Source organism: Enterobacter sp. N5-15, assembly GCF_057221635.1.
Genome location: NZ_CM170150.1, coordinates 2,875,054 through 2,893,989 on the forward strand (window position 1 = coordinate 2,875,054; position 18,936 = coordinate 2,893,989).

Below are 18,936 nucleotides of genomic sequence, written 5' to 3' on the forward strand. Positions count from 1 at the left end.
AAACCGCGTCGCGACGGCGAAGGCTATCCCTGTAGCGCCTGTTTTTGTTCCCGGATATCCCGCTCAATGCCCTCGCGCACGTCCTGAGGGATCTTTAGCGCATCGCCCAGGGCGTTCAGGTAGCTGCGCTCCATAAAGTGATCGATATCGATGGCGGCACAGCTGAGGAAATAGAGCTCCAGCGCCTCTTCCTCATTTTTCACACTTTGCGCAAGACGCTGCGGCTCGAGCGGCTGTTCTATCGCCTGCGCCACCAGCACCCTTCCCTTCTCTTCGACACCGGCTTCGCGCAGCTGCTGCTCGATCGCCGATCGTTCTTTATCATCAATATGTCCGTCACTTTTCGCGGCAAAAACCAGCGCAAGAATGAGCCGTTCGGTACGCAGATCCAGCGGCGAGGTGTGCTCGCCATAATGCGGCTCATCGCTGTGCGCGGTCCGTACCCTGTCCTTGTATTTATTCCACAGTACGGTGCCCGCGATGGCACCGCCGCCGGCCAGCAGCGCGCCTGTGCCATACTTTGCCAGCAGCTTGCGTGAGGATTTATTCGCGACAAGCAGGCCTGCCAGCCCGCCGAGCGCCCCGGGTACCAGCAGTTTGCTAAGGTCCCGCTCGCCAGACGATGTTTTCTGCCCTAACAGGGATTGCAGTTGATTTAACCAGCCAGACATGGTTTCCCTCACTTAACGGTGTACATGTTCCACAGCGTAAGCGAGCAGGCGTCAGGAAACGTCTGGCCGGGCTAAAGAAGCGCAAATTTCTGCCCCCTCGTTTAGCCGTGCACAAGACATACGCAAACGTTTTCGTTTATACTGCGCGCAACTTTTTTAGGGGGATTGTTATGATTCGTTTAGGAACTGCGCTGCGACCTGCGGCGACGCGAGTGATGCTGTTGGGATCGGGCGAGCTGGGGAAAGAGGTCGCCATTGAGTGCCAGCGTTTAGGTGTGGAAGTCATTGCCGTAGACCGTTACGCCGACGCACCCGCCATGCACGTCGCCCACCGTTCTTATGTGATTAACATGCTGGATGGCGATGCCCTTCGCGAATTGATTACGCGCGAGAAACCCGATTTTGTCGTACCGGAAATTGAAGCGATTGCCACCGATACGCTGATCGCCCTGGAGCAGGAAGGCCAGCGCGTGGTGCCCTGCGCGAAAGCCGCAAAGCTGACCATGAACCGCGAAGGCATTCGTCGCCTGGCGGCGGAAGAGCTGGGGTTGCCCACCTCGAGCTACCGTTTTGCTGGCGATAAGGCCGCATTCCTGAAGGCCGTCGAGGAGATTGGCTACCCGTGCATCGTTAAGCCGGTGATGAGCTCCTCCGGAAAAGGACAGAGCTTTATTCGCGACAGCAGCACCCTGGATAACGCGTGGGATTATGCTCAACAGGGTGGCCGTGCCGGAGCCGGTCGCGTCATCGTCGAAGGCGTCGTGAAGTTTGATTTCGAAATCACCCTTCTGACCGTCAGCGCCGTTGACGGCGTCCATTTCTGCGACCCGATTGGCCACCGTCAGGAGGATGGCGATTACCGCGAGTCCTGGCAGCCGCAGCAGATGAGCGCCCTGGCGCTGGAGCGTGCTCAGGAGATCGCCCGTAAAACCGTCCTGGCGCTGGGCGGCTATGGCCTGTTCGGCGTGGAGCTGTTTGTATGCGGTGATGAGGTGATTTTCAGCGAAGTCTCCCCTCGCCCGCATGACACCGGCATGGTGACGCTGATTTCGCAGGATCTCTCCGAGTTCGCCCTGCACGTGCGCGCGTTCCTCGGCCTGCCAGTCGGCGGTGTCCGTCAGTATGGCCCGGCCGCCTCGGCGGTGATCCTGCCGCAGTTAACCAGCCAGAACGTCACGTTTGATAACGTCGACGGGGCGGTGGGTGCAGGATTGCAGGTACGTTTGTTCGGCAAGCCGGAGATCGACGGAACCCGCCGTCTTGGCGTGGCGTTAGCCACCGGGGATAACGTTGACGACGCCGTGGCGAGGGCGAAAGCGGCCGCTGCGAGCGTCAAGGTTGCAGGATAAAAAAACGGGCCGTAAGGCCCGTTTTTCATGCTGCGATTAACTTACTGCTTCGCGCCTTCAACCGCTTCGCGAGCCAGTTTGGTGATGCGATCCCAGTCGCCCGCTTCCAGCGCATCCGCCGGAACCAGCCATGAACCACCGATGCACAGCACGCTTTTCAGCGCCAGGTAGTCACGGTAGTTGGCAGGAGAGATACCGCCCGTCGGGCAGAAGCGTACCTGAGAGAATGGACCCGCAATCGCCTGCAGCGCTTTGGTGCCGCCGTTCGCTTCAGCCGGGAAGAATTTGAACTCTTTCAGACCGTAGTCCATGCCCAGCATCAGTTCAGAGACGGTGCTGATGCCCGGGATCAGAGGAATGGTGCCTTCAGTGGCGGCTTTCAGCAGCGGCTCGGTCAGGCCAGGGCTGATGGCGAACTGCGCGCCCGCTTCGGTCACTTCTGCCAGCTGCTGCGCGTTGAGAACGGTACCCGCACCGATGATGGCGTCCGGCACTTCTTTGGCAATCGCGCGAATAGCATCCATCGCGCAGGCGGTACGCAGGGTGACTTCCAGAACGCGAACGCCGCCCGCAACCAGCGCTTTCGCCATCGGTACAGCGTGCTCCAGCTTGTTTACCACGATAACCGGCACGACAGGGCCAGTGGTCAGGATTGCTTCTGCACTTGTTTTCCAGTTTTTCATCAGAGTTTTCTCTCGCCAGATCGTTAAAATCAAGTCGTCTTAAAACGTAATACAGGTTGCGCCCTGCTCCGCACCGGAGAGTTTCTCACGCAGCGCGCTGAACATTTCGCGTCCGGTCCCCACGCGCGATGCGCTCAGGTCAGGAATATGGGGCTGACGTGCCGCCAGCTCGGCGTCATCGACCAGCAGGGTTAACTCGCCCGTCTGGCCGTTCACGCGGATCGTGTCACCGTCGCGCACTTTCGCCAGCAATCCGCCGTCGTAGGCTTCCGGCGTTACGTGGATGGCTGAAGGCACTTTACCTGATGCCCCAGAGAGGCGTCCATCGGTGACTAACGCAATTTTGAAACGGCGGTCCAATAATACACCAAGTGGTGGCATAAGTTTATGTAATTCTGGCATCCCGTTCGCTTTAGGCCCCTGGTGACGCACCACCACCACGCAGTCTTTATCGAGCAGACCGGCGTCAAAGGCGGGTAACACGTCGTGCTGGCTTTCAAACACCACCGCCGGCGCTTCGATAATCTGGTTCTCTTCCGGTACGGCAGAGGTCTTCATTACCGCGCGACCGAGGTTGCCGCTCAGCACTTTGGTGCCGCCGTGAGGAGAGAACGGTTTGTCGATGGTAGCGATCACCTGCGCATCAAGAGACGCGATCGCCCCTTCGCGCCAGTCCAGCTCGCCGTTGTTCAGCCACGGCTCCTGGGTGTAGCGCTTAAGGCCAAAGCCCGCCACGGTATTTACGTCTTCATGCAGCAGTCCGCCTTTCAGCAGTTCGCGCATCAGCAGCGGTACGCCGCCTGCGGCCTGGAAGTGGTTAATATCCGCCGGACCGTTCGGGTACAGGCGTGCCATCAGCGGCACCACGGAAGAGATCTCGGAGAAGTCATCCCAGTTAATCAGAATGCCCGCCGCACGCGCCATGGCCACCAGGTGCATGGTGTGGTTAGTTGACCCCCCGGTTGCCAGCAGCGCGACAATCCCGTTGACGATGACTTTTTCGTCGACCATTTTGCCCATCGGCATCCATTCGTTGCCGTTGCCGGTCAGACGCGTCACCTGACGGGCTGCGGCCTCGGTCAGCGCCTTGCGCAGCGGCGCATCCGGCTGGATGAAGGACGAGCCCGGAAGCTGCATCCCCATAAATTCCACCACCATCTGGTTGGTGTTAGCCGTACCGTAGAACGTACAGGTCCCCGGCGCATGATAGGACGCGGCTTCCGCCTCCAGAAGCGCCTGACGGTCTGCTTTCCCTTCCGCGTACAGCTGGCGGATACGCACTTTTTCTTTGTTCGGCAGACCGCTCGCCATTGGGCCTGACGGCACGAAGATCGCAGGCAGGTGGCCAAACGACAGCGCCGCCATCACCAGGCCCGGGACAATCTTGTCGCACACGCCGAGATACAGCGCGCCATCAAACATGTTGTGTGACAGGCCCACCGCCGCGGACATCGCAATCACTTCGCGGCTCAGCAGAGACAGCTCCATGCCGTCCTGCCCCTGCGTCACGCCGTCGCACATGGCAGGTACGCCGCCCGCCACCTGACCCACGGCATTCACGCTGTGCAGCGCGTTACGGATGATTGTGGGATAGACCTCATACGGCTGGTGAGCGGAAAGCATATCGTTATAGGAGGTAATGATGGCGATATTGTTACGCAACATGCTTTTCAGCGACGCTTTATCATCAGGCTGGCAGGCGGCGAAGCCGTGCGCCAGGTTCCCGCAGGCCAGCTGAGATCGGTGGACGGTGTTGCGCTTTGCCTGTTCAATCCGGGCGAGGTAGGCCGAGCGGGTCTCTTTCGAGCGCTCAATAATGCGCTGTGTTACGCGTAACAATGTCGGATTCATAAAAGCTCCTCTAATTTATCTGTCCGGGCTCGGGAGTTCACAAAGTCGATGGCAGTTGTTAACAACGCTGAAACGCTTGCTGTCCGGAGCTCAGGGGCAAAATCACTTCCGGCAGTGTAATAAAAAAAGCTCCGCGGGTGAATCCACGCGGAGCTTAAAAGTTGAAAATTGTGCCACTAGCTGTGTTAGATCATGTTACCGGTAAAATAACATTTTCGGGCTAGAGGATTATCTTACTCAAACTCGTTCCAGGAGCGGCCATCGCGGGTGATCATCGCAACCGACGCGACAGGTCCCCAGGTCCCCGCCTGATACGGTTTTGGCGCATCCTGATCGGCAGCCCAGGCTTCGGTGATGGAGTCGACCCATTTCCACGCCTCTTCCACTTCGTCGCGGCGCACGAACAGCGCCTGGATACCGCGCATGGTTTCCAGCAGCAGACGCTCGTAAGCATCGGCCAGGTGCGTCTGGTTGAAGGTTTCGGAGTAGCTCAGATCCAGCTTGGTGGTCTGCAGGTTATGTTTATGATCCAGGCCCGGCACTTTGTTCAGGATCTGGATATCCACGCCCTCGTCCGGCTGCAGACGAATGGTCAGTTTGTTCTGCGGCAGTTCCTGCCAGGACTCTTTGAACAGGTTCAGTTCCGGGTTTTTGAAGTAAACCACCACTTCGGAACATTTGGCCGGCAGACGTTTACCGGTGCGCAGGTAGAACGGAACCCCCGCCCAGCGCCAGTCGTCGATATCCACGCGGATGGCCACGAACGTCTCGGTGTTGCTGGACTTGTTCGCGCCCTCTTCTTCCAGGTAGCCAGGCACTTTTTTGCCTTGCGCAAACCCGGCGGTGTACTGGCCGCGAACGGTCTTCTCACGCACGTTGGAGCGGTCGATGCGGCGCAGTGACTTCAGCACCTTCACTTTTGCGTCACGGATGCTGTCAGCCGTCAGGTCAGACGGTGGAGACATGGCAATCATGCACAGAATTTGCAGCAGGTGGTTCTGGATCATGTCGCGCATCTGACCAGCCTGGTCAAAGTAACCCCAGCGGCCTTCAATCCCCACCTCTTCCGCCACGGTGATTTCCACGTGGTCGATAGTGCGGTTGTCCCAGTTATTCACAAACAGGGAGTTAGCGAAACGCAGCGCCAGCAGGTTCAGTACCGTCTCTTTACCGAGATAGTGGTCGATACGGTAGACCTGGCACTCTTCAAAGAACTCGCCCACCTGGTCGTTAATTTCACGCGAGGTTGCCAGCGACGTACCAAGCGGCTTCTCCATCACGACGCGTGCCGGTTTGGCGTTCAGTTTGGCTTCGCCCAGACCTTTGCAGATGGCGCCGAAGGTGCTTGGCGGCATGGCGAAATAGTTAATGGTGACACGGTTTTTCTGATCCAGCATCGCGCCTAAGCGGGTAAACGCGCTGACGTCATTGACGTCCAGGTTGCAGAAATCGAGACGTCCACTCAGGGTATCCCACAAACTTTCATCAATTTTTTCTTTCATGAAAGTTTCGAGCGCCTCGCGGACGACTTTGGTATAAGCGTCCTTGTCCCAGTCGGCGCGCCCTACACCCAGGATACGGGTATCCGGATGAATTTGGCCCGCTTTCTCCAGTTGATACAGGGAAGGCAGCAATTTTCGGCGTGCAAGGTCGCCTTTCGCGCCGAAAATGACCAGGTCACATGCCTGGGCTGTTTGCGTTACCGCCATGTCATTCTCCTCAGTTGGATCACCTGGTACTTCTGCCAGGTATCGTTGTAATTTTATTACGATGCACTGTACTGCTTTTACGTCATTCCTGAAACCATTAGCGCTTATCGTCGCGTGCGATACCGCGATTTTTCCCCCTTTGGAGGATTACGACGGCGCAATGACGCAACAACCGCCGTTTCTTTGCGCAACAGGGTCACGGCAAAACCCGACACCGATCAAGTAATGAAAAAAAACAACAACATTATCTTGTCGATTATTACCCTTTATGGAAGCCACAAGGGTAATATCGGCTAAATCGAATCACGATTTCATCAATTTATGAAATCGTTTACACCCATGAGCGTCCTGTTAACATGAACATGCTGGAAAAAATCCAGTTTCAACTGGAACACCTTAGCAAATCCGAGCGAAAAGTGGCCGAGGTCATTCTCGCCTCCCCCGCTCAGGCGATTCATTCGAGCATCGCCGCTCTGGCACAGGAAGCGGGTGTTAGCGAACCGACGGTCAATCGCTTTTGCCGCAGCCTGGAAACGCGCGGCTTCCCTGATTTTAAACTGCATCTGGCACAAAGTCTGGCTAACGGCACCCCTTATGTTAATCGTAATGTGGATGAAGACGACAGCGTTGATGCCTATACCGCGAAAATTTTTGAATCGGCTATGGCTTCGCTCGACCACGTCCGCCAGTCTCTGGACATGAGTTCCGTGAATCGCGCGGTGGATTTACTCACCCAGGCCAAGCGGATTGCGTTCTTTGGTCTCGGGTCGTCGGCGGCCGTGGCGCATGACGCCATGAACAAATTTTTCCGCTTTAACGTCCCGGTTATTTATTCCGATGACATTGTGCTGCAACGCATGAGCTGTATGAATTGCAGTGAAGATGACGTCGTGGTACTGATTTCGCATACCGGCCGCACCAAGAGTCAGGTAGAGCTGGCGCAGCTGGCCCGTGAAAACGATGCCATGGTGATTGCCCTCACCACGGCAGGCACGCCGCTGGCGCGTGAGGCGACGCTGGCGATCACCCTTGACGTACCGGAAGACACCGACATTTATATGCCGATGGTTTCCCGGCTGGCGCAGCTCACCGTGATTGACGTGCTGGCGACCGGCTTTACCTTACGTCGGGGCGCAAAATTCAGGGATAACTTGAAGCGGGTCAAGGAAGCGCTGAAGGAATCGCGTTTTGATAAAGAATTGCTTATAAAGAGCGATGTCCCCTGATAGTTGATAACGAAGACGTAACCAATAATTACGATGTAACGATTTACGGCATTCGGTCCACTCTCCGCTGCCTTGCAGCAGATGAAGACCGATTCAATGTTCACGCAACACCAAAGTTGTTTCAGTCAACGGAGTATTACATGTCCAGAAGGCTTCGCAGAACCAAGATCGTAACCACCTTAGGCCCGGCCACCGATCGCGATAATAATCTTGAGAAAATTATCGCCGCTGGTGCCAACGTGGTGCGTATGAACTTCTCTCACGGTACGCCAGAAGACCATAAATTACGTGCCGATAAAGTGCGTGAAATCGCAGCAAAACTGGGCCGCCACGTGGCTATCCTCGGCGATTTGCAGGGTCCAAAAATCCGTGTATCGACCTTTAAAGAGGGTAAAGTTTTCCTCAATATCGGCGACAAATTCCTGCTGGATGCCAACCTGGGCAAAGGCGAAGGCGATAAAGAGAAAGTCGGTATCGACTATAAAGGCCTGCCGGCTGACGTGGTGCCTGGCGATATCCTGCTGCTCGACGACGGTCGCGTACAGCTGAAGGTGCTGGAAGTTCAGGGCATGAAAGTGTTCACCGAAGTCACCGTCGGCGGCCCGCTCTCCAACAATAAAGGCATCAACAAACTGGGTGGCGGCCTCTCTGCTGAAGCGCTTACCGATAAAGACAAAGCGGACATCGTGACTGCCGCGCTGATCGGCGTTGACTACCTGGCCGTCTCCTTCCCGCGCTGCGGCGAAGATCTGAACTATGCGCGTCGCCTGGCGCGTGATGCAGGTTGCGATGCCAAAATCGTCGCTAAAGTTGAACGCGCGGAAGCCGTTTGCGATCAGGATGCCATGGACGATGTGATCCTCGCGTCCGACGTGGTAATGGTTGCGCGCGGTGACCTGGGCGTGGAAATCGGCGACCCTGAGCTGGTAGGTATCCAGAAAGCGCTGATTCGTCGCGCACGTCAGCTGAACCGCGCGGTGATCACCGCCACTCAGATGATGGAATCTATGATCACCAACCCAATGCCAACCCGTGCAGAAGTCATGGACGTGGCTAACGCCGTGCTGGACGGTACCGATGCGGTGATGCTCTCTGCGGAAACCGCTGCGGGCCAGTATCCGGCAGAAACCGTGGCCGCGATGGCGCGCGTCTGCCTGGGCGCTGAAAAGATCCCAAGCATTAACGTTTCTAAACACCGTCTGGACGTGCAGTTCGACAACGTGGAAGAAGCGATTGCGATGTCTGCGATGTACGCGGCAAACCATCTGAAGGGCGTTACCGCGATCATCACCATGACCGAATCTGGCCGCACCGCGCTGATGACCTCTCGTATCAGCTCTGGTCTGCCGATCTTCGCCATGTCCCGTCACGAGCGTACCCTGAACCTGACCGCGCTGTACCGCGGCGTGACGCCGGTTCACTTCGACAGCACCAATGACGGCGTAGCGGCGGCACACGATGCCGTAAACCTGCTGCGCGACAAAGGCTATCTGGTGTCCGGTGATATCGTCATTGTGACCCAGGGCGATGTGATGAGCACCATCGGCTCAACCAACACCACGCGCGTTATGACCGTCGAGTAATAACGTCTGTGTTAAAAAGCCCTCTCCATCTGGAGAGGGCTTTTTTTATTTCCGCGGATAAAGCTCTTTGCGTTTATAGGGCTCTGTTTCACCCGGTTTCCGCGTTTTAAGCAGCTTCAGTATCCACGTGTACTGTTCGGCATGCGGCCCCACCAGTATTTCCACCTCTTCGTTCATTCGACGCGCGATGGTGTGGTCGTCCGCGGTGAGCAGATCGTCCATCGGAGGACGGACCTCAATACTCAGACGATGCGTTTTGCCGTCATAGACCGGGAATAGCGGGATCACACGAGCACGACAGACTTTCATCAGGCGACCAATCGCGGGGAGCGTCGCTTTATAGGTCGCAAAGAAATCAACAAACTCGCTGTGCTCGGGGCCGTGGTCCTGATCCGGCAGATAGTAGCCCCAGTACCCCTGACGTACCGACTGAATGAAGGGCTTAATGCCATCGTTACGCGCATGCAAACGTCCGCCAAAACGACGGCGCACCGTGTTCCAGACAAAATCGTAGATTTTATTTCCCTGGTTATGGAACATCGCCGCCATTTTCTGACCCTGAGACGCCATGAGCATCGCCGGAATATCAACGCCCCAGCCGTGGGGGACGAGGAAAATGACTTTCTCGTCGTTGCGGCGCATCTCCTCGATGATGTCCAGCCCTTTCCAGTCAACGCGATCGACGATTTTATCCGGCCCTTTCAGCGCCAGTTCCGCCATCATCGCCATTGCCTGCGGCGCGGTGGTATACATCTCATCAATGATTGCCTCGCGCTCGGCGTCGCTTTTCTCAGGAAAACAGTAGTAGAGGTTGATCTGCGCGCGGCGGCGGGCGCTCTTGCCTAAACGTCCGGCCAGACGGCCAATTTTACCGAGAACGGGATCGCGAACAGAGGCAGGCAGCATCGCCATCCCCGCAAAGGCGTAAACACCAAGCCAGGCGCCCCAGTTGCGCGGATGGCGGAAGGATTTTTCAAACTCAGGAATGTATTCAATATTGTTTTTTTGGGTTTCCATGCTGGATCCAGGGTCTGATGACGCAAAATTTTATTCAGATAGTGTAGCGAGGCAGTCGTCCACGCACAAAAGAAAAAGCCGGCGTCAGTGTGCGCCGGCTTTTTTAACAAAAACAGAGAGCTTAGTTTAGGCTCAGCTGCGGCATCACCTCTTTCACCTGCACCAGATAATCAGTACGATCTTTACCTGTCAGGCCTTCGGTGCGCGGCAGTTTCGCCGTCAGCGGGTTCACTGCTTGCTGGTTGATCCACACTTCATAGTGCAGGTGCGGGCCAGTAGAGCGTCCGGTATTGCCGGAGATAGCGATACGGTCACCACGCTTCACCTTCTGGCCCGGTTTGACCAGCAGCTTACGCAGGTGCATATAGCGGGTCGTATAAGTACGACCATGGCGTACCGCGACATAATATCCGGCGGCACCGCTACGCTTGGCCACCACCACTTCGCCATCCCCTACCGCCAGTACAGGTGTACCCTGCGGCATGGCAAAGTCAACGCCACGGTGCGGCGCGACGCGCCCGGTTACCGGGTTCAGACGACGCGGGTTAAAGTTCGAGGAGACGCGGAACTGTTTTGCCGTCGGGAAGCGCAGGAAGCCTTTCGCAAGGCCCGTACCGGTGCGGTCATAGAACTTACCGTCTTCGGCACGAATCGCGTAGTAATCTTTGCCCTCGGAGCGCAGACGTACACCCAGCAGCTGGCTTTGCTCGCGCTTGCCGTCCAGCATTTCGCGGGACATCAGGACGGAGAACTCATCGCCCTTCTTCAGCTTGCGGAAATCCATCTGCCACTGCATGGCTTTGATCACCGAGCTGATTTCAGCGCTGGTCAAGCCTGCATCTCGCGCGCTGGAGACAAAGCTCGCGCCCACGGTGCCTTTCAGAACGCTGTTAACCCAGTCGCCCTTCTGCATTTCGCTGGTCATTTTGAAACCGTTTGCAGTGCGATCGTAGGTGCGGGTTTCGCGGCGGGACATTTCCCAGGTCAGACGCTGGAGATCGCCATCCGCCGTTAATGTCCATGAGAGCTGTTGTCCGATTTTCAGGTTACGAAGATCTTTATCCGCAGCCGCCAGCTGGCTGATATTACCCATGTCGATGCCGTACTGGTTCAGCACGCTGCTCAGCGTGTCCCCGGTTGACACAACATATTCGTGGATACCCGCTTCGTTCTCGGTTTTATCGTCCAGTTCATCCTGCGGGATGGCTTCATCTTCCTGAGCCGCCTGGTCGATAGGCTCACTGGCTTCAGGCAGCAAAGAACGGATTTCGCTCTTTTCAAGCTCAATGGTTTTGATGATAGGGGCAGAACTCGGGTGGTAAACATAGGGCCGCCAGACGGCGACCGCTAAGGTGAGTACTGTAAGCGACCCCAGCATAACGCGGTGGGGTCGAGGCAGATTGTTAAATGCCAGGGCGACAGAGCGGGCTATCTGTTGCACGTATTCACTTCCTCGTTAATCTCCTTTCAGGCAGCTCGCATACTGGTTCGCCAGTTGGCTGAGGAACTGCGAATAGCTCGCTTTGCTCAACTGGATATTCGTACCTAGCGGGTCAAGGGTTCCCATGCGCACGGATGTTCCCCTGGCCACGGCTTCTACGACCGCTGGCCTGAACTGTGGCTCAGCAAAAACGCATGTCGCTTTTTGCTCAACCAACTGTGTTCTGATTTCATGTAAACGCTGCGCACCAGGCTGAATTTCAGGGTTGACGGTGAAGTGACCCAGCGGGGTCAAACCGTAATGTTTTTCGTAATAGCCGTAGGCGTCATGAAAAACGAAATACCCTTTACCTTTCAACGGTGCGAGCTCATTACCTACCTGCTTATCGGTTGCGGCTAATTGTGCCTCAAAATCCTTCAGGTTGGCGTCTAGTTTGGCTCGACTTTGCGGCATAAGTTCCACTAATTTGTCATGGATTGCAACCGCTGAAAGCCGCGCTATCTCTGGGGATAACCAAAGATGCATGTTGTACTCGCCGTGATGGTGATCTCCATCACCTTTTTCACCGTCTGCAGCATGATGGTCATGTTCGTCGCCGTCGTCATCCGCCCCTTTCATGAGCAACGGTTTCACGCCGGGGAGTGCGGCAATCGCGACCTGCTTTTCGCCAGCAACCTGTTTTGCTGACTTCTGCATAAACGCTTCCATTTCCGGGCCAATCCAGACGACTAAGTCCGCGTTTTGTAAGCGTTTTACATCTGACGGGCGCAGGGAATAGTCATGCTCGGATGCACCATCAGGGAGGAGAACCTGGGTTTCCGTTACCCCGTCGGCAATGGCCGAGGCGATAAATCCAAGCGGCTTAAGCGAAGCGACAACCGCAGCGTTAACATCTTGTGCGGTTGTACCCCAAAGGGCAGCGGATAATGCTGCGAAAAGAAGCGTATTTTTATGTAACATAATGCGACTAATCATCGTAGTGAATGCGTGGAATGTGATATTATAACATTCGTTGACTTCTTCAAGCTTAAAATGACATGACGACATTGGTTTCTCTTGAAAATATTTCGGTCTCATTCGGGCAGCGCCGCGTCCTCTCTGACGTGTCGCTCGATCTGAAGCCCGGCAAAATTCTGACGCTGCTCGGTCCCAATGGCGCAGGCAAATCCACCCTGGTGCGCGTGGTGCTGGGTCTGGTCGCACCCGATGAAGGCGTGATCAAGCGCGAGGAAAAATTGCGTATTGGCTATGTGCCGCAAAAACTTCACCTCGACGCCACGCTGCCGCTGACGGTCAGCCGTTTTCTGCGTCTGCGTCCCGGCACACGTAAGGCCGATATTCTCCCGGCACTGAAACGCGTGCAGGCGGGCCATCTTGTCGATGCGCCGCTGCAAAAACTGTCCGGCGGTGAAACTCAGCGCGTCTTACTTGCCCGCGCGCTGCTGAGCAGCCCGCAGCTGCTGGTGCTGGATGAGCCGACTCAGGGCGTGGACGTGAATGGTCAGGTTGCGCTTTATGATCTGATCGACCAGCTACGTCGAGAGCTTGATTGCGCAGTGCTGATGGTGTCTCACGATCTCCATCTGGTGATGGCAAAAACCGACGAAGTGCTGTGTCTCAACCACCACATTTGCTGTTCCGGCACGCCAGAAGTCGTCTCCATGCATCCGGAATTTATCTCCATGTTTGGCCCTCGCGGCGCCGAACAGCTGGGCATTTATCGCCATCATCATAATCATCGCCATGATTTACAGGGACGAATTGTACTGCGTCGGGGAAATGGACACTCATGATTGAACTGTTACTGCCCGGCTGGCTGGCCGGGATTATGCTTGCCTGCGCCGCGGGGCCGCTCGGCTCGTTTGTCGTCTGGCGCAGAATGTCCTATTTTGGCGATACCCTGGCACATGCGTCTCTCCTGGGCGTTGCCTTTGGTCTGCTGCTGGATGTGAACCCCTTCTACGCGGTAATTGTGGTCACGCTGCTGCTGGCCGCCGGTCTGGTCTGGCTGGAAAAGCGCCCTCACCTCGCAATTGATACGCTGCTTGGCATTATGGCGCACAGTGCCCTGTCTCTGGGCCTGGTGGTGGTCAGCCTGATGTCGAACATCCGCGTGGATCTGATGGCCTACCTCTTCGGTGACCTGCTGGCCGTGACGCCGGAAGATCTTATTTCTATCGCCATTGGCGTGGTGGTGGTGCTCGCTATTCTGCTCTGGCAGTGGCGGAATTTACTGGCCATGACCGTCAGCCCGGATCTGGCATTTGTCGACGGCGTGAAGCTGCAGCGCGTAAAACTGCTGCTGATGCTGGTGACGGCGTTAACGATTGGTGTAGCGATGAAGTTTGTCGGCGCGCTGATTATTACGTCACTGCTGATCATCCCTGCCGCCACGGCGCGTCGCTTTGCCCGTACGCCGGAGCAGATGGCGGGCGTGGCGGTTATCGTCGGGATGGTTGCGGTAACGGGTGGGTTAACCTTCTCGGCGTTCTACGATACGCCTGCGGGGCCGTCCGTGGTGCTGAGTGCGGCGGTGCTGTTTATCTTCAGTATGATGAAGAGGACCGCAAATTAACATGGAGGGCGCTGATGCCCTCACCCTGGCCCTCTCCCTGTACAGTCCGGGGACATGGTAGACAGGTGTTCGGGGACATGGTGAACACTTTTTAACATCCTTTACCCATGGTGATCGACTTTTTCTTCAGGTCGATCACCCCCACTTTCGTGCTGTACCACCACACCTCGTAGCGGCCGTCCTCCTGCATCTCCTTCAGCCCGACCCGCTCTCCCCTGAACGCATTGCCTGCCTTCAGACTTACCCCTTTCACGCTCAGCTTTCCGCTGATATCCACCTTCCTGACCATCACGCCCTCGTCGTATTCCGGGGGCGTTGTGGTGCCGCTGTACTGCCGCGCTGACGGCTGATACCGCGAGCCCGGTACCGCCATATCCAGCGCCTCGTGCGGGCGTTCAAGGTTGTACACCGTGCGCCAGTGGTCGAAGGCGCGCTGCAGCTCACCGCTGTCTGCGAACCACTTCCCCTGGAGTACTTCCGCCTTCAGGCTGCGGTGAAAACGCTCCAGCTTGCCCTGCGTCTGCGGATGATAAGGCCGGGAGTGCCCCACCCGGATACCGTGGCGCATCAGCCACAGCTCCAGCGCCGTCCAGGTGCCGGTGGTGTCTCCCCACGGTGAGCCGTTGTCCATCGTCATCCGGTCCGGCAGGCCGTAACGCTCAAACACGCTGACCAGCTGCTGCTGCACGGTCTCGCGCCGTTCATCGGTACAGTGCGCCAGGCACAGGGAAAAACGGGAGTGGTCGTCCAGCAGGGTGAGCGGATGGCAGCGGCCGCCGCCAAAGGGAAAGTGGCCCTTAAAATCCATCTGCCAGAGGCGGTTCGGCGCGTCATGTTCGAACCGTCCCGTGGGGGGAATGCCCGGTGAAACGCCCGGCAGCATGCCATGGCGGGCCATCAGGTTATGGACGGTGCTGAAGGCGGGCATGCGGTGCCCCTGGTCCTCGAGCCAGCGCTTTATCTTGCGTGCGCCCCAGCGCTCATGGCGGTCATGTGCCATGCGCAGCAGGGCTGTGATGTCGTCAGATGAGCGGTTCGGGGAATGGTGCGGTATGCGGGGCCGGTCCTGAAGGCCGGCGGCACCTTCCTCCGCCCAGCGGCGAAGCCACTTGTAGGCGGTGGCAGGTGAAATGCCGAAGCGACGGCAGAGGGAACGGATGTTCGCCCCGTCCTGCGAGGCGAACAAAACAAACTCGGTACGTAATGACATGGTATCTCTCGCATCCCAGGGCATAAGCGACTCCATAAACGGGTTCTTATGCCTTAGTTGTAAGTGTCTACCATGTCCCCGAACAAGTGTTCACTATGTCCCCGGACCGTACACTCCCACAGGGAGAGGGAACAATGTATTACGGCATTGCCGGTGGCGTAATGCCGAAATGATTCCACGCCCGCACCGTTGCCATACGTCCACGCGGGGTGCGCTGCAGGAAGCCCTGCTGGATCAGATACGGCTCCAGCACGTCTTCAATCGTCTCGCGCTCTTCCCCAATAGCCGCCGCCAGGTTATCCAGCCCGACCGGGCCGCCAAAGAACTTGTCCAGCACCGCCAGCAGCAGTTTACGGTCCATATAGTCAAAACCTTCGGCATCGACGTTAAGCATATCCAGCGCCTGAGCGGCGATCTCGGCGGAAATCGTGCCATCATGCTTCACTTCGGCAAAGTCACGCACGCGGCGCAGCAGGCGGTTGGCGATACGCGGCGTACCGCGGGAACGCTTCGCCACTTCAAACGCGCCCTCTTCGCTCATCTCCAGCCCCATATAGCGGGCGCTGCGGCCAACGATGTGCTGGAGGTCCGCCACCTGGTAAAACTCAAGACGCTGCACGATGCCGAAACGGTCGCGCAGCGGTGAGGTCAACGACCCGGCGCGGGTGGTAGCGCCAATCAGGGTAAAGGGCGGCAGATCGATTTTGATGGAGCGCGCGGCCGGGCCTTCGCCGATCATGATATCCAGCTGGTAATCTTCCATCGCCGGATAGAGCACTTCCTCCACCACCGGTGACAGGCGGTGGATCTCATCGATAAACAGCACGTCATGCGGTTCGAGGTTGGTCAGCATCGCGGCTAGATCGCCCGCCTTCTCCAGCACCGGGCCGGAGGTGGTGCGCAGGTTGACGCCCATTTCATTGGCGACGATATTCGCCAGCGTGGTTTTCCCCAAACCCGGAGGACCAAAAATCAGCAGGTGATCGAGCGCATCGCCGCGCAGTTTTGCCGCCTGGATGAAAATCTCCATCTGGGAACGAACCTGCGGCTGGCCGATATACTCATCAAGCAGCTTAGGGCGAATCGCACGATCCACCACGTCTTCTGCCTGAATTGTGCCTGCCGATACCAGGCGGTCTGCTTCAATCATCCTTTACCTCACAATGCAGCGCGCAGCGCTTCGCGAATCAGGGTTTCACTGCTGGCATCCGGTTTGGCAATTTTGCTCACCATACGGCTGGCCTCCTGAGGTTTATAGCCCAGCGCCACCAGCGCGGCAACCGCTTCCTGCTCGGCGTCATCATCCGTAGCAGGGCCGCCAGGAGAGGTCAGTACCAGGTCGGCAGCCGGCGTGAACAGATCGCCATGCAGACCTTTAAAGCGGTCTTTCATCTCGACAATCAGACGTTCTGCTGTTTTCTTGCCGATGCCCGGAAGCTTAATCAGCGCCGCAGGATCTTCTCGCTCAACGGCATTCACAAACTGTGGTGCAGACATGCCGGATAAAATCGCCAGCGCCAGCTTCGGGCCGACGCCGTTGGTTTTAATCAGCTCGCGGAACAGGGTCCGTTCCTGCTTGTTATTGAAGCCGTACAGCAGCTGGGCATCTTCACGCACCACAAACTGAGTAAAGACAATCGCCTCTTTGCCCGCGTCCGGCAGCTCGTAGAAGCAGGTCATTGGCATATGGACTTCGTAGCCCACGCCACCCACTTCCAGCAGCACTAACGGGGGTTGTTTTTCAATGATGATGCCTCTGAGTCTGCCTATCACGTGACGCTCCTGCGTTCTGGGAGAAATTAACTGCCGACATAATAAAAAAAGGCTGGATGTTTATCCAGCCTGATTTCTCATTATCGTAACCTGCCTCGCGCCAGATTAAGCCGCGACTCGCTCATTTGCATCGCGTTCTGGCTGACGTGACAGTGGGTAATCGCAATCGCCAGCGCATCGGCGGCGTCGGCCTGCGGGTTCGCGGGAAGCTTCAGCAGGGTACGCACCATGTGCTGCACCTGGCTTTTCTCCGCGCTACCAATGCCCACCACCGTCTGCTTGACCTGACGCGCCGCGTATTCAAATACCGGCAAATCCTGGTTCACGGCAGCGACGATGGCAACGCCGCGCGCCTGACCGAGCTTTAGCGCCGAATCGGCGTTTTTCGCCATAAAGACCTGCTCGATGGCGAAATAGTCCGGCTGAAACTGGGTGATGATTTCCGACACGCCCGCATAGATGAGCTTCAGGCGCGACGGCAGATCGTCAACTTTGGTACGAATACAGCCGCTGCCCAGGTAGGTTAACTGGCGTCCCACCTGACGGATAACGCCATAACCGGTGACGCGTGAGCCTGGGTCAATCCCGAGAATAATCGACATCACGCGTCCCCCGTAACGGATTTATACGCTCTCATTAGAGAGTCGCTGCAACCTCATCAGAGATTTCACCGTTGTGATACACTTCCTGCACGTCGTCGCAGTCTTCGAGCATGTCGATCAGACGCAGCAGTTTTGGTGCCGTTTCCGCATCCATGTCCGCTTTGGTGGACGGGATCATGGAGACTTCAGCGTTGTCCGCTTTCAGGCCAGCTGCTTCCAGCGCGTCGCGCACGGCACCCATCTCTTCCCAGGCGGTGTAAACGTCGATAGCACCGTCATCGAAGGTCACAACGTCTTCCGCACCGGCTTCCAGCGCCGCTTCCATGATCGCATCTTCATCGCCTTTCTCGAAGGAGATGACGCCTTTTTTGCTGAACAGGTAAGCAACGGAACCGTCAGTGCCCAGGTTGCCGCCGGTTTTGGTGAACGCGTGGCGCACTTCCGCAACGGTACGGTTACGGTTGTCAGACAGACACTCAACCATCACCGCAGTACCGCCAGGGCCGTAACCTTCATAAATGATGGTTTCCATGTTCGCGTCTTCATCACCGCCCACGCCACGTGCGATAGCACGGTTCAGGGTGTCACGCGTCATGTTGTTAGACAGCGCTTTATCGATCGCTGCACGCAGACGCGGGTTAGAACCCGCATCGCCGCCGCCCAGACGCGCTGCTGTCACCAGCTCGCGAATGATTTTGGTAAAGATCTTACCGCGCTTGGCATCCTGTGCCGCTTTGCGGTGTTTGGTGTTGGCCCACTTACTATGACCTGCCATAAAAAGTTCTCCAAAAATCGCGCCTTCTCAGGCTGCGTTAATTACAAATTCTTCAATCGCCTGCCGGTTGCTCCACGACTTGGTCAGTGCGGCGGCGTCCGCCGCATTCACCCAGCGGTAGGTCAGGTGTTCGGTAAACACGATCTCCCGTTCATGGGGGAGCGCGAGACAGAACCACGACTCCGTATTGCGCTCGGTACCCGGCGCGTAGCGATGACGTAAATGGCTAAAAATTTCAAACTCCACCGTGCGCTGACAGTCCTTCAGGGTCAGTTGCTCGCGGGCAACGTCAATGGTGACCTCTTCCTTTACTTCACGCACGGCGGCCTGCGACGCGGTTTCTCCCTCTTCCAGACTGCCGGTTACCGACTGCCAGAAATCAGGATCGTCGCGCCGCTGCAACATCAGCACCCGCTTCGTGTCTTCTGCATAAATGACCACCAGGACCGAAACGGGAAGCTTATATGCCAT

Annotated in this window: 18 protein-coding genes; 5 read left to right on the forward strand and 13 right to left on the reverse strand. The window is 57.1% G+C overall.

The window, feature by feature from the left end; all coding sequences use genetic code 11:
* Positions 1 to 23: 23 nt before the first annotated feature.
* Complete coding sequence (locus tag AC2TE5_RS13675) at positions 24 to 671, reverse strand: tellurite resistance TerB family protein (protein WP_023312225.1); 648 nt, start codon at positions 669 to 671, stop codon at positions 24 to 26.
* A gap of 170 nt (positions 672 to 841) precedes the next feature.
* On the opposite strand from AC2TE5_RS13675, the gene purT reads away from it, so the two are divergent.
* The gene (gene purT / locus AC2TE5_RS13680; protein ID WP_213327862.1) at positions 842 to 2,020 is read left to right on the forward strand and encodes a formate-dependent phosphoribosylglycinamide formyltransferase; all 1,179 of its coding nucleotides are present in this window, start codon (positions 842 to 844) and stop codon (positions 2,018 to 2,020) included.
* Positions 2,021 to 2,061: 41 nt separating this feature from the next.
* Here purT and kdgA read toward each other — a convergent pair whose 3' ends face one another.
* From kdgA to zwf, 3 genes are all read right to left on the reverse strand, one after another.
* The gene (gene kdgA / locus AC2TE5_RS13685) at positions 2,062 to 2,703 is read right to left on the reverse strand and encodes a bifunctional 4-hydroxy-2-oxoglutarate aldolase/2-dehydro-3-deoxy-phosphogluconate aldolase (protein WP_014884307.1); all 642 of its coding nucleotides are present in this window, start codon (positions 2,701 to 2,703) and stop codon (positions 2,062 to 2,064) included.
* A gap of 39 nt (positions 2,704 to 2,742) precedes the next feature.
* Positions 2,743 to 4,554 carry a phosphogluconate dehydratase gene (gene edd, locus AC2TE5_RS13690; RefSeq protein WP_484611820.1) on the reverse strand — a complete coding sequence of 604 codons (1,812 nt, stop codon included), beginning with the start codon at positions 4,552 to 4,554 and terminating at the stop codon, positions 2,743 to 2,745.
* A gap of 233 nt (positions 4,555 to 4,787) precedes the next feature.
* Entirely contained in the window at positions 4,788 to 6,263 is a 1,476-nt protein-coding gene (zwf, locus tag AC2TE5_RS13695) for a glucose-6-phosphate dehydrogenase (RefSeq protein WP_023312228.1), read from the reverse strand.
* Between the two features lie 356 nt (positions 6,264 to 6,619).
* Here zwf and AC2TE5_RS13700 point away from each other — a divergent pair, with 356 nt between their 5' ends.
* A complete protein-coding gene (locus AC2TE5_RS13700; protein ID WP_023312229.1) occupies positions 6,620 to 7,489 on the forward strand; it encodes a MurR/RpiR family transcriptional regulator in 870 nt (289 codons plus the stop codon).
* Between the two features lie 140 nt (positions 7,490 to 7,629).
* Positions 7,630 to 9,072, forward strand: a complete 1,443-nt coding sequence (gene pyk / locus AC2TE5_RS13705) for a pyruvate kinase (protein ID WP_008500455.1) — start codon at positions 7,630 to 7,632, stop codon at positions 9,070 to 9,072.
* 45 nt (positions 9,073 to 9,117) lie between these two features.
* On the opposite strand, the gene lpxM is transcribed toward pyk, so the two are convergent.
* From lpxM to znuA, 3 genes are all read right to left on the reverse strand, one after another.
* On the reverse strand, positions 9,118 to 10,089 hold the full coding sequence (gene lpxM / locus AC2TE5_RS13710) for a lauroyl-Kdo(2)-lipid IV(A) myristoyltransferase (protein WP_213327865.1): 972 nt from the start codon (positions 10,087 to 10,089) through the stop codon (positions 9,118 to 9,120).
* Between the two features lie 121 nt (positions 10,090 to 10,210).
* Positions 10,211 to 11,530, reverse strand: coding sequence for a murein DD-endopeptidase MepM (gene mepM / locus AC2TE5_RS13715; RefSeq protein ID WP_484611821.1), 1,320 nt, complete (start codon positions 11,528 to 11,530; stop codon positions 10,211 to 10,213).
* Positions 11,531 to 11,545: 15 nt separating this feature from the next.
* Positions 11,546 to 12,490, reverse strand: a complete 945-nt coding sequence (znuA, locus tag AC2TE5_RS13720; RefSeq protein WP_193941540.1) for a zinc ABC transporter substrate-binding protein ZnuA — start codon at positions 12,488 to 12,490, stop codon at positions 11,546 to 11,548.
* A gap of 77 nt (positions 12,491 to 12,567) precedes the next feature.
* Between znuA and znuC the strand changes: the two genes are divergently transcribed.
* Positions 12,568 to 13,323: a zinc ABC transporter ATP-binding protein ZnuC gene (znuC, locus tag AC2TE5_RS13725; RefSeq protein ID WP_023312233.1), complete on the forward strand. Its 756-nt coding sequence runs from the start codon at positions 12,568 to 12,570 to the stop codon at positions 13,321 to 13,323.
* Positions 13,320 to 14,105: a zinc ABC transporter permease subunit ZnuB gene (gene znuB / locus AC2TE5_RS13730; RefSeq protein ID WP_484611822.1), complete on the forward strand. Its 786-nt coding sequence runs from the start codon at positions 13,320 to 13,322 to the stop codon at positions 14,103 to 14,105. The genes znuC and znuB overlap by 4 nt, the downstream gene beginning before the upstream one ends.
* Before the next feature lie 91 nt (positions 14,106 to 14,196).
* On the opposite strand, the gene AC2TE5_RS13735 is transcribed toward znuB, so the two are convergent.
* The 6 genes from AC2TE5_RS13735 to nudB all read right to left on the reverse strand — a co-directional run bounded on the left by AC2TE5_RS13735 (position 14,197) and on the right by nudB (position 18,936).
* Positions 14,197 to 15,339 (reverse strand): IS481 family transposase, encoded by a 1,143-nt coding sequence (locus tag AC2TE5_RS13735; protein WP_484611823.1) that lies wholly within the window; start codon positions 15,337 to 15,339, stop codon positions 14,197 to 14,199.
* Between the two features lie 115 nt (positions 15,340 to 15,454).
* Positions 15,455 to 16,465, reverse strand: a complete 1,011-nt coding sequence (ruvB, locus tag AC2TE5_RS13740; protein WP_213327868.1) for a Holliday junction branch migration DNA helicase RuvB — start codon at positions 16,463 to 16,465, stop codon at positions 15,455 to 15,457.
* Between the two features lie 8 nt (positions 16,466 to 16,473).
* Complete coding sequence (gene ruvA, locus AC2TE5_RS13745; protein ID WP_023312236.1) at positions 16,474 to 17,088, reverse strand: Holliday junction branch migration protein RuvA; 615 nt, start codon at positions 17,086 to 17,088, stop codon at positions 16,474 to 16,476.
* Between the two features lie 80 nt (positions 17,089 to 17,168).
* Positions 17,169 to 17,690: a crossover junction endodeoxyribonuclease RuvC gene (ruvC, locus tag AC2TE5_RS13750; RefSeq protein ID WP_003859749.1), complete on the reverse strand. Its 522-nt coding sequence runs from the start codon at positions 17,688 to 17,690 to the stop codon at positions 17,169 to 17,171.
* 34 nt (positions 17,691 to 17,724) lie between these two features.
* Positions 17,725 to 18,465, reverse strand: coding sequence for a YebC/PmpR family DNA-binding transcriptional regulator (locus AC2TE5_RS13755; protein WP_010432574.1), 741 nt, complete (start codon positions 18,463 to 18,465; stop codon positions 17,725 to 17,727).
* A 27-nt stretch (positions 18,466 to 18,492) separates the two neighbouring features.
* Complete coding sequence (nudB, locus tag AC2TE5_RS13760) at positions 18,493 to 18,936, reverse strand: dihydroneopterin triphosphate diphosphatase (protein ID WP_484611824.1); 444 nt, start codon at positions 18,934 to 18,936, stop codon at positions 18,493 to 18,495.

Bases quoted from the DNA above. Each gene is read 5' to 3' on its own strand.
- ruvB (WP_213327868.1), bottom strand. From the start codon at position 16,465: ATGATTGAAGCAGACCGCCTGGTATCGGCAGGCACAATTCAGGCAGAA.
- kdgA (WP_014884307.1), bottom strand. From the start codon at position 2,703: ATGAAAAACTGGAAAACAAGTGCAGAAGCAATCCTGACCACTGGCCCT.
- lpxM (WP_213327865.1), bottom strand. From the start codon at position 10,089: ATGGAAACCCAAAAAAACAATATTGAATACATTCCTGAGTTTGAAAAA.
- znuA (WP_193941540.1), bottom strand. From the start codon at position 12,490: ATGTTACATAAAAATACGCTTCTTTTCGCAGCATTATCCGCTGCCCTT.
- AC2TE5_RS13700 (WP_023312229.1), top strand. From the start codon at position 6,620: ATGAACATGCTGGAAAAAATCCAGTTTCAACTGGAACACCTTAGCAAA.
- AC2TE5_RS13755 (WP_010432574.1), bottom strand. From the start codon at position 18,465: ATGGCAGGTCATAGTAAGTGGGCCAACACCAAACACCGCAAAGCGGCA.
- edd (WP_484611820.1), bottom strand. From the start codon at position 4,554: ATGAATCCGACATTGTTACGCGTAACACAGCGCATTATTGAGCGCTCG.
- pyk (WP_008500455.1), top strand. From the start codon at position 7,630: ATGTCCAGAAGGCTTCGCAGAACCAAGATCGTAACCACCTTAGGCCCG.
- ruvC (WP_003859749.1), bottom strand. From the start codon at position 17,690: ATGTCGATTATTCTCGGGATTGACCCAGGCTCACGCGTCACCGGTTAT.
- nudB (WP_484611824.1), bottom strand. From the start codon at position 18,936: ATGGCATATAAGCTTCCCGTTTCGGTCCTGGTGGTCATTTATGCAGAA.
- znuB (WP_484611822.1), top strand. From the start codon at position 13,320: ATGATTGAACTGTTACTGCCCGGCTGGCTGGCCGGGATTATGCTTGCC.
- AC2TE5_RS13735 (WP_484611823.1), bottom strand. From the start codon at position 15,339: ATGCCCTGGGATGCGAGAGATACCATGTCATTACGTACCGAGTTTGTT.
- zwf (WP_023312228.1), bottom strand. From the start codon at position 6,263: ATGGCGGTAACGCAAACAGCCCAGGCATGTGACCTGGTCATTTTCGGC.
- purT (WP_213327862.1), top strand. From the start codon at position 842: ATGATTCGTTTAGGAACTGCGCTGCGACCTGCGGCGACGCGAGTGATG.
- znuC (WP_023312233.1), top strand. From the start codon at position 12,568: ATGACGACATTGGTTTCTCTTGAAAATATTTCGGTCTCATTCGGGCAG.
- AC2TE5_RS13675 (WP_023312225.1), bottom strand. From the start codon at position 671: ATGTCTGGCTGGTTAAATCAACTGCAATCCCTGTTAGGGCAGAAAACA.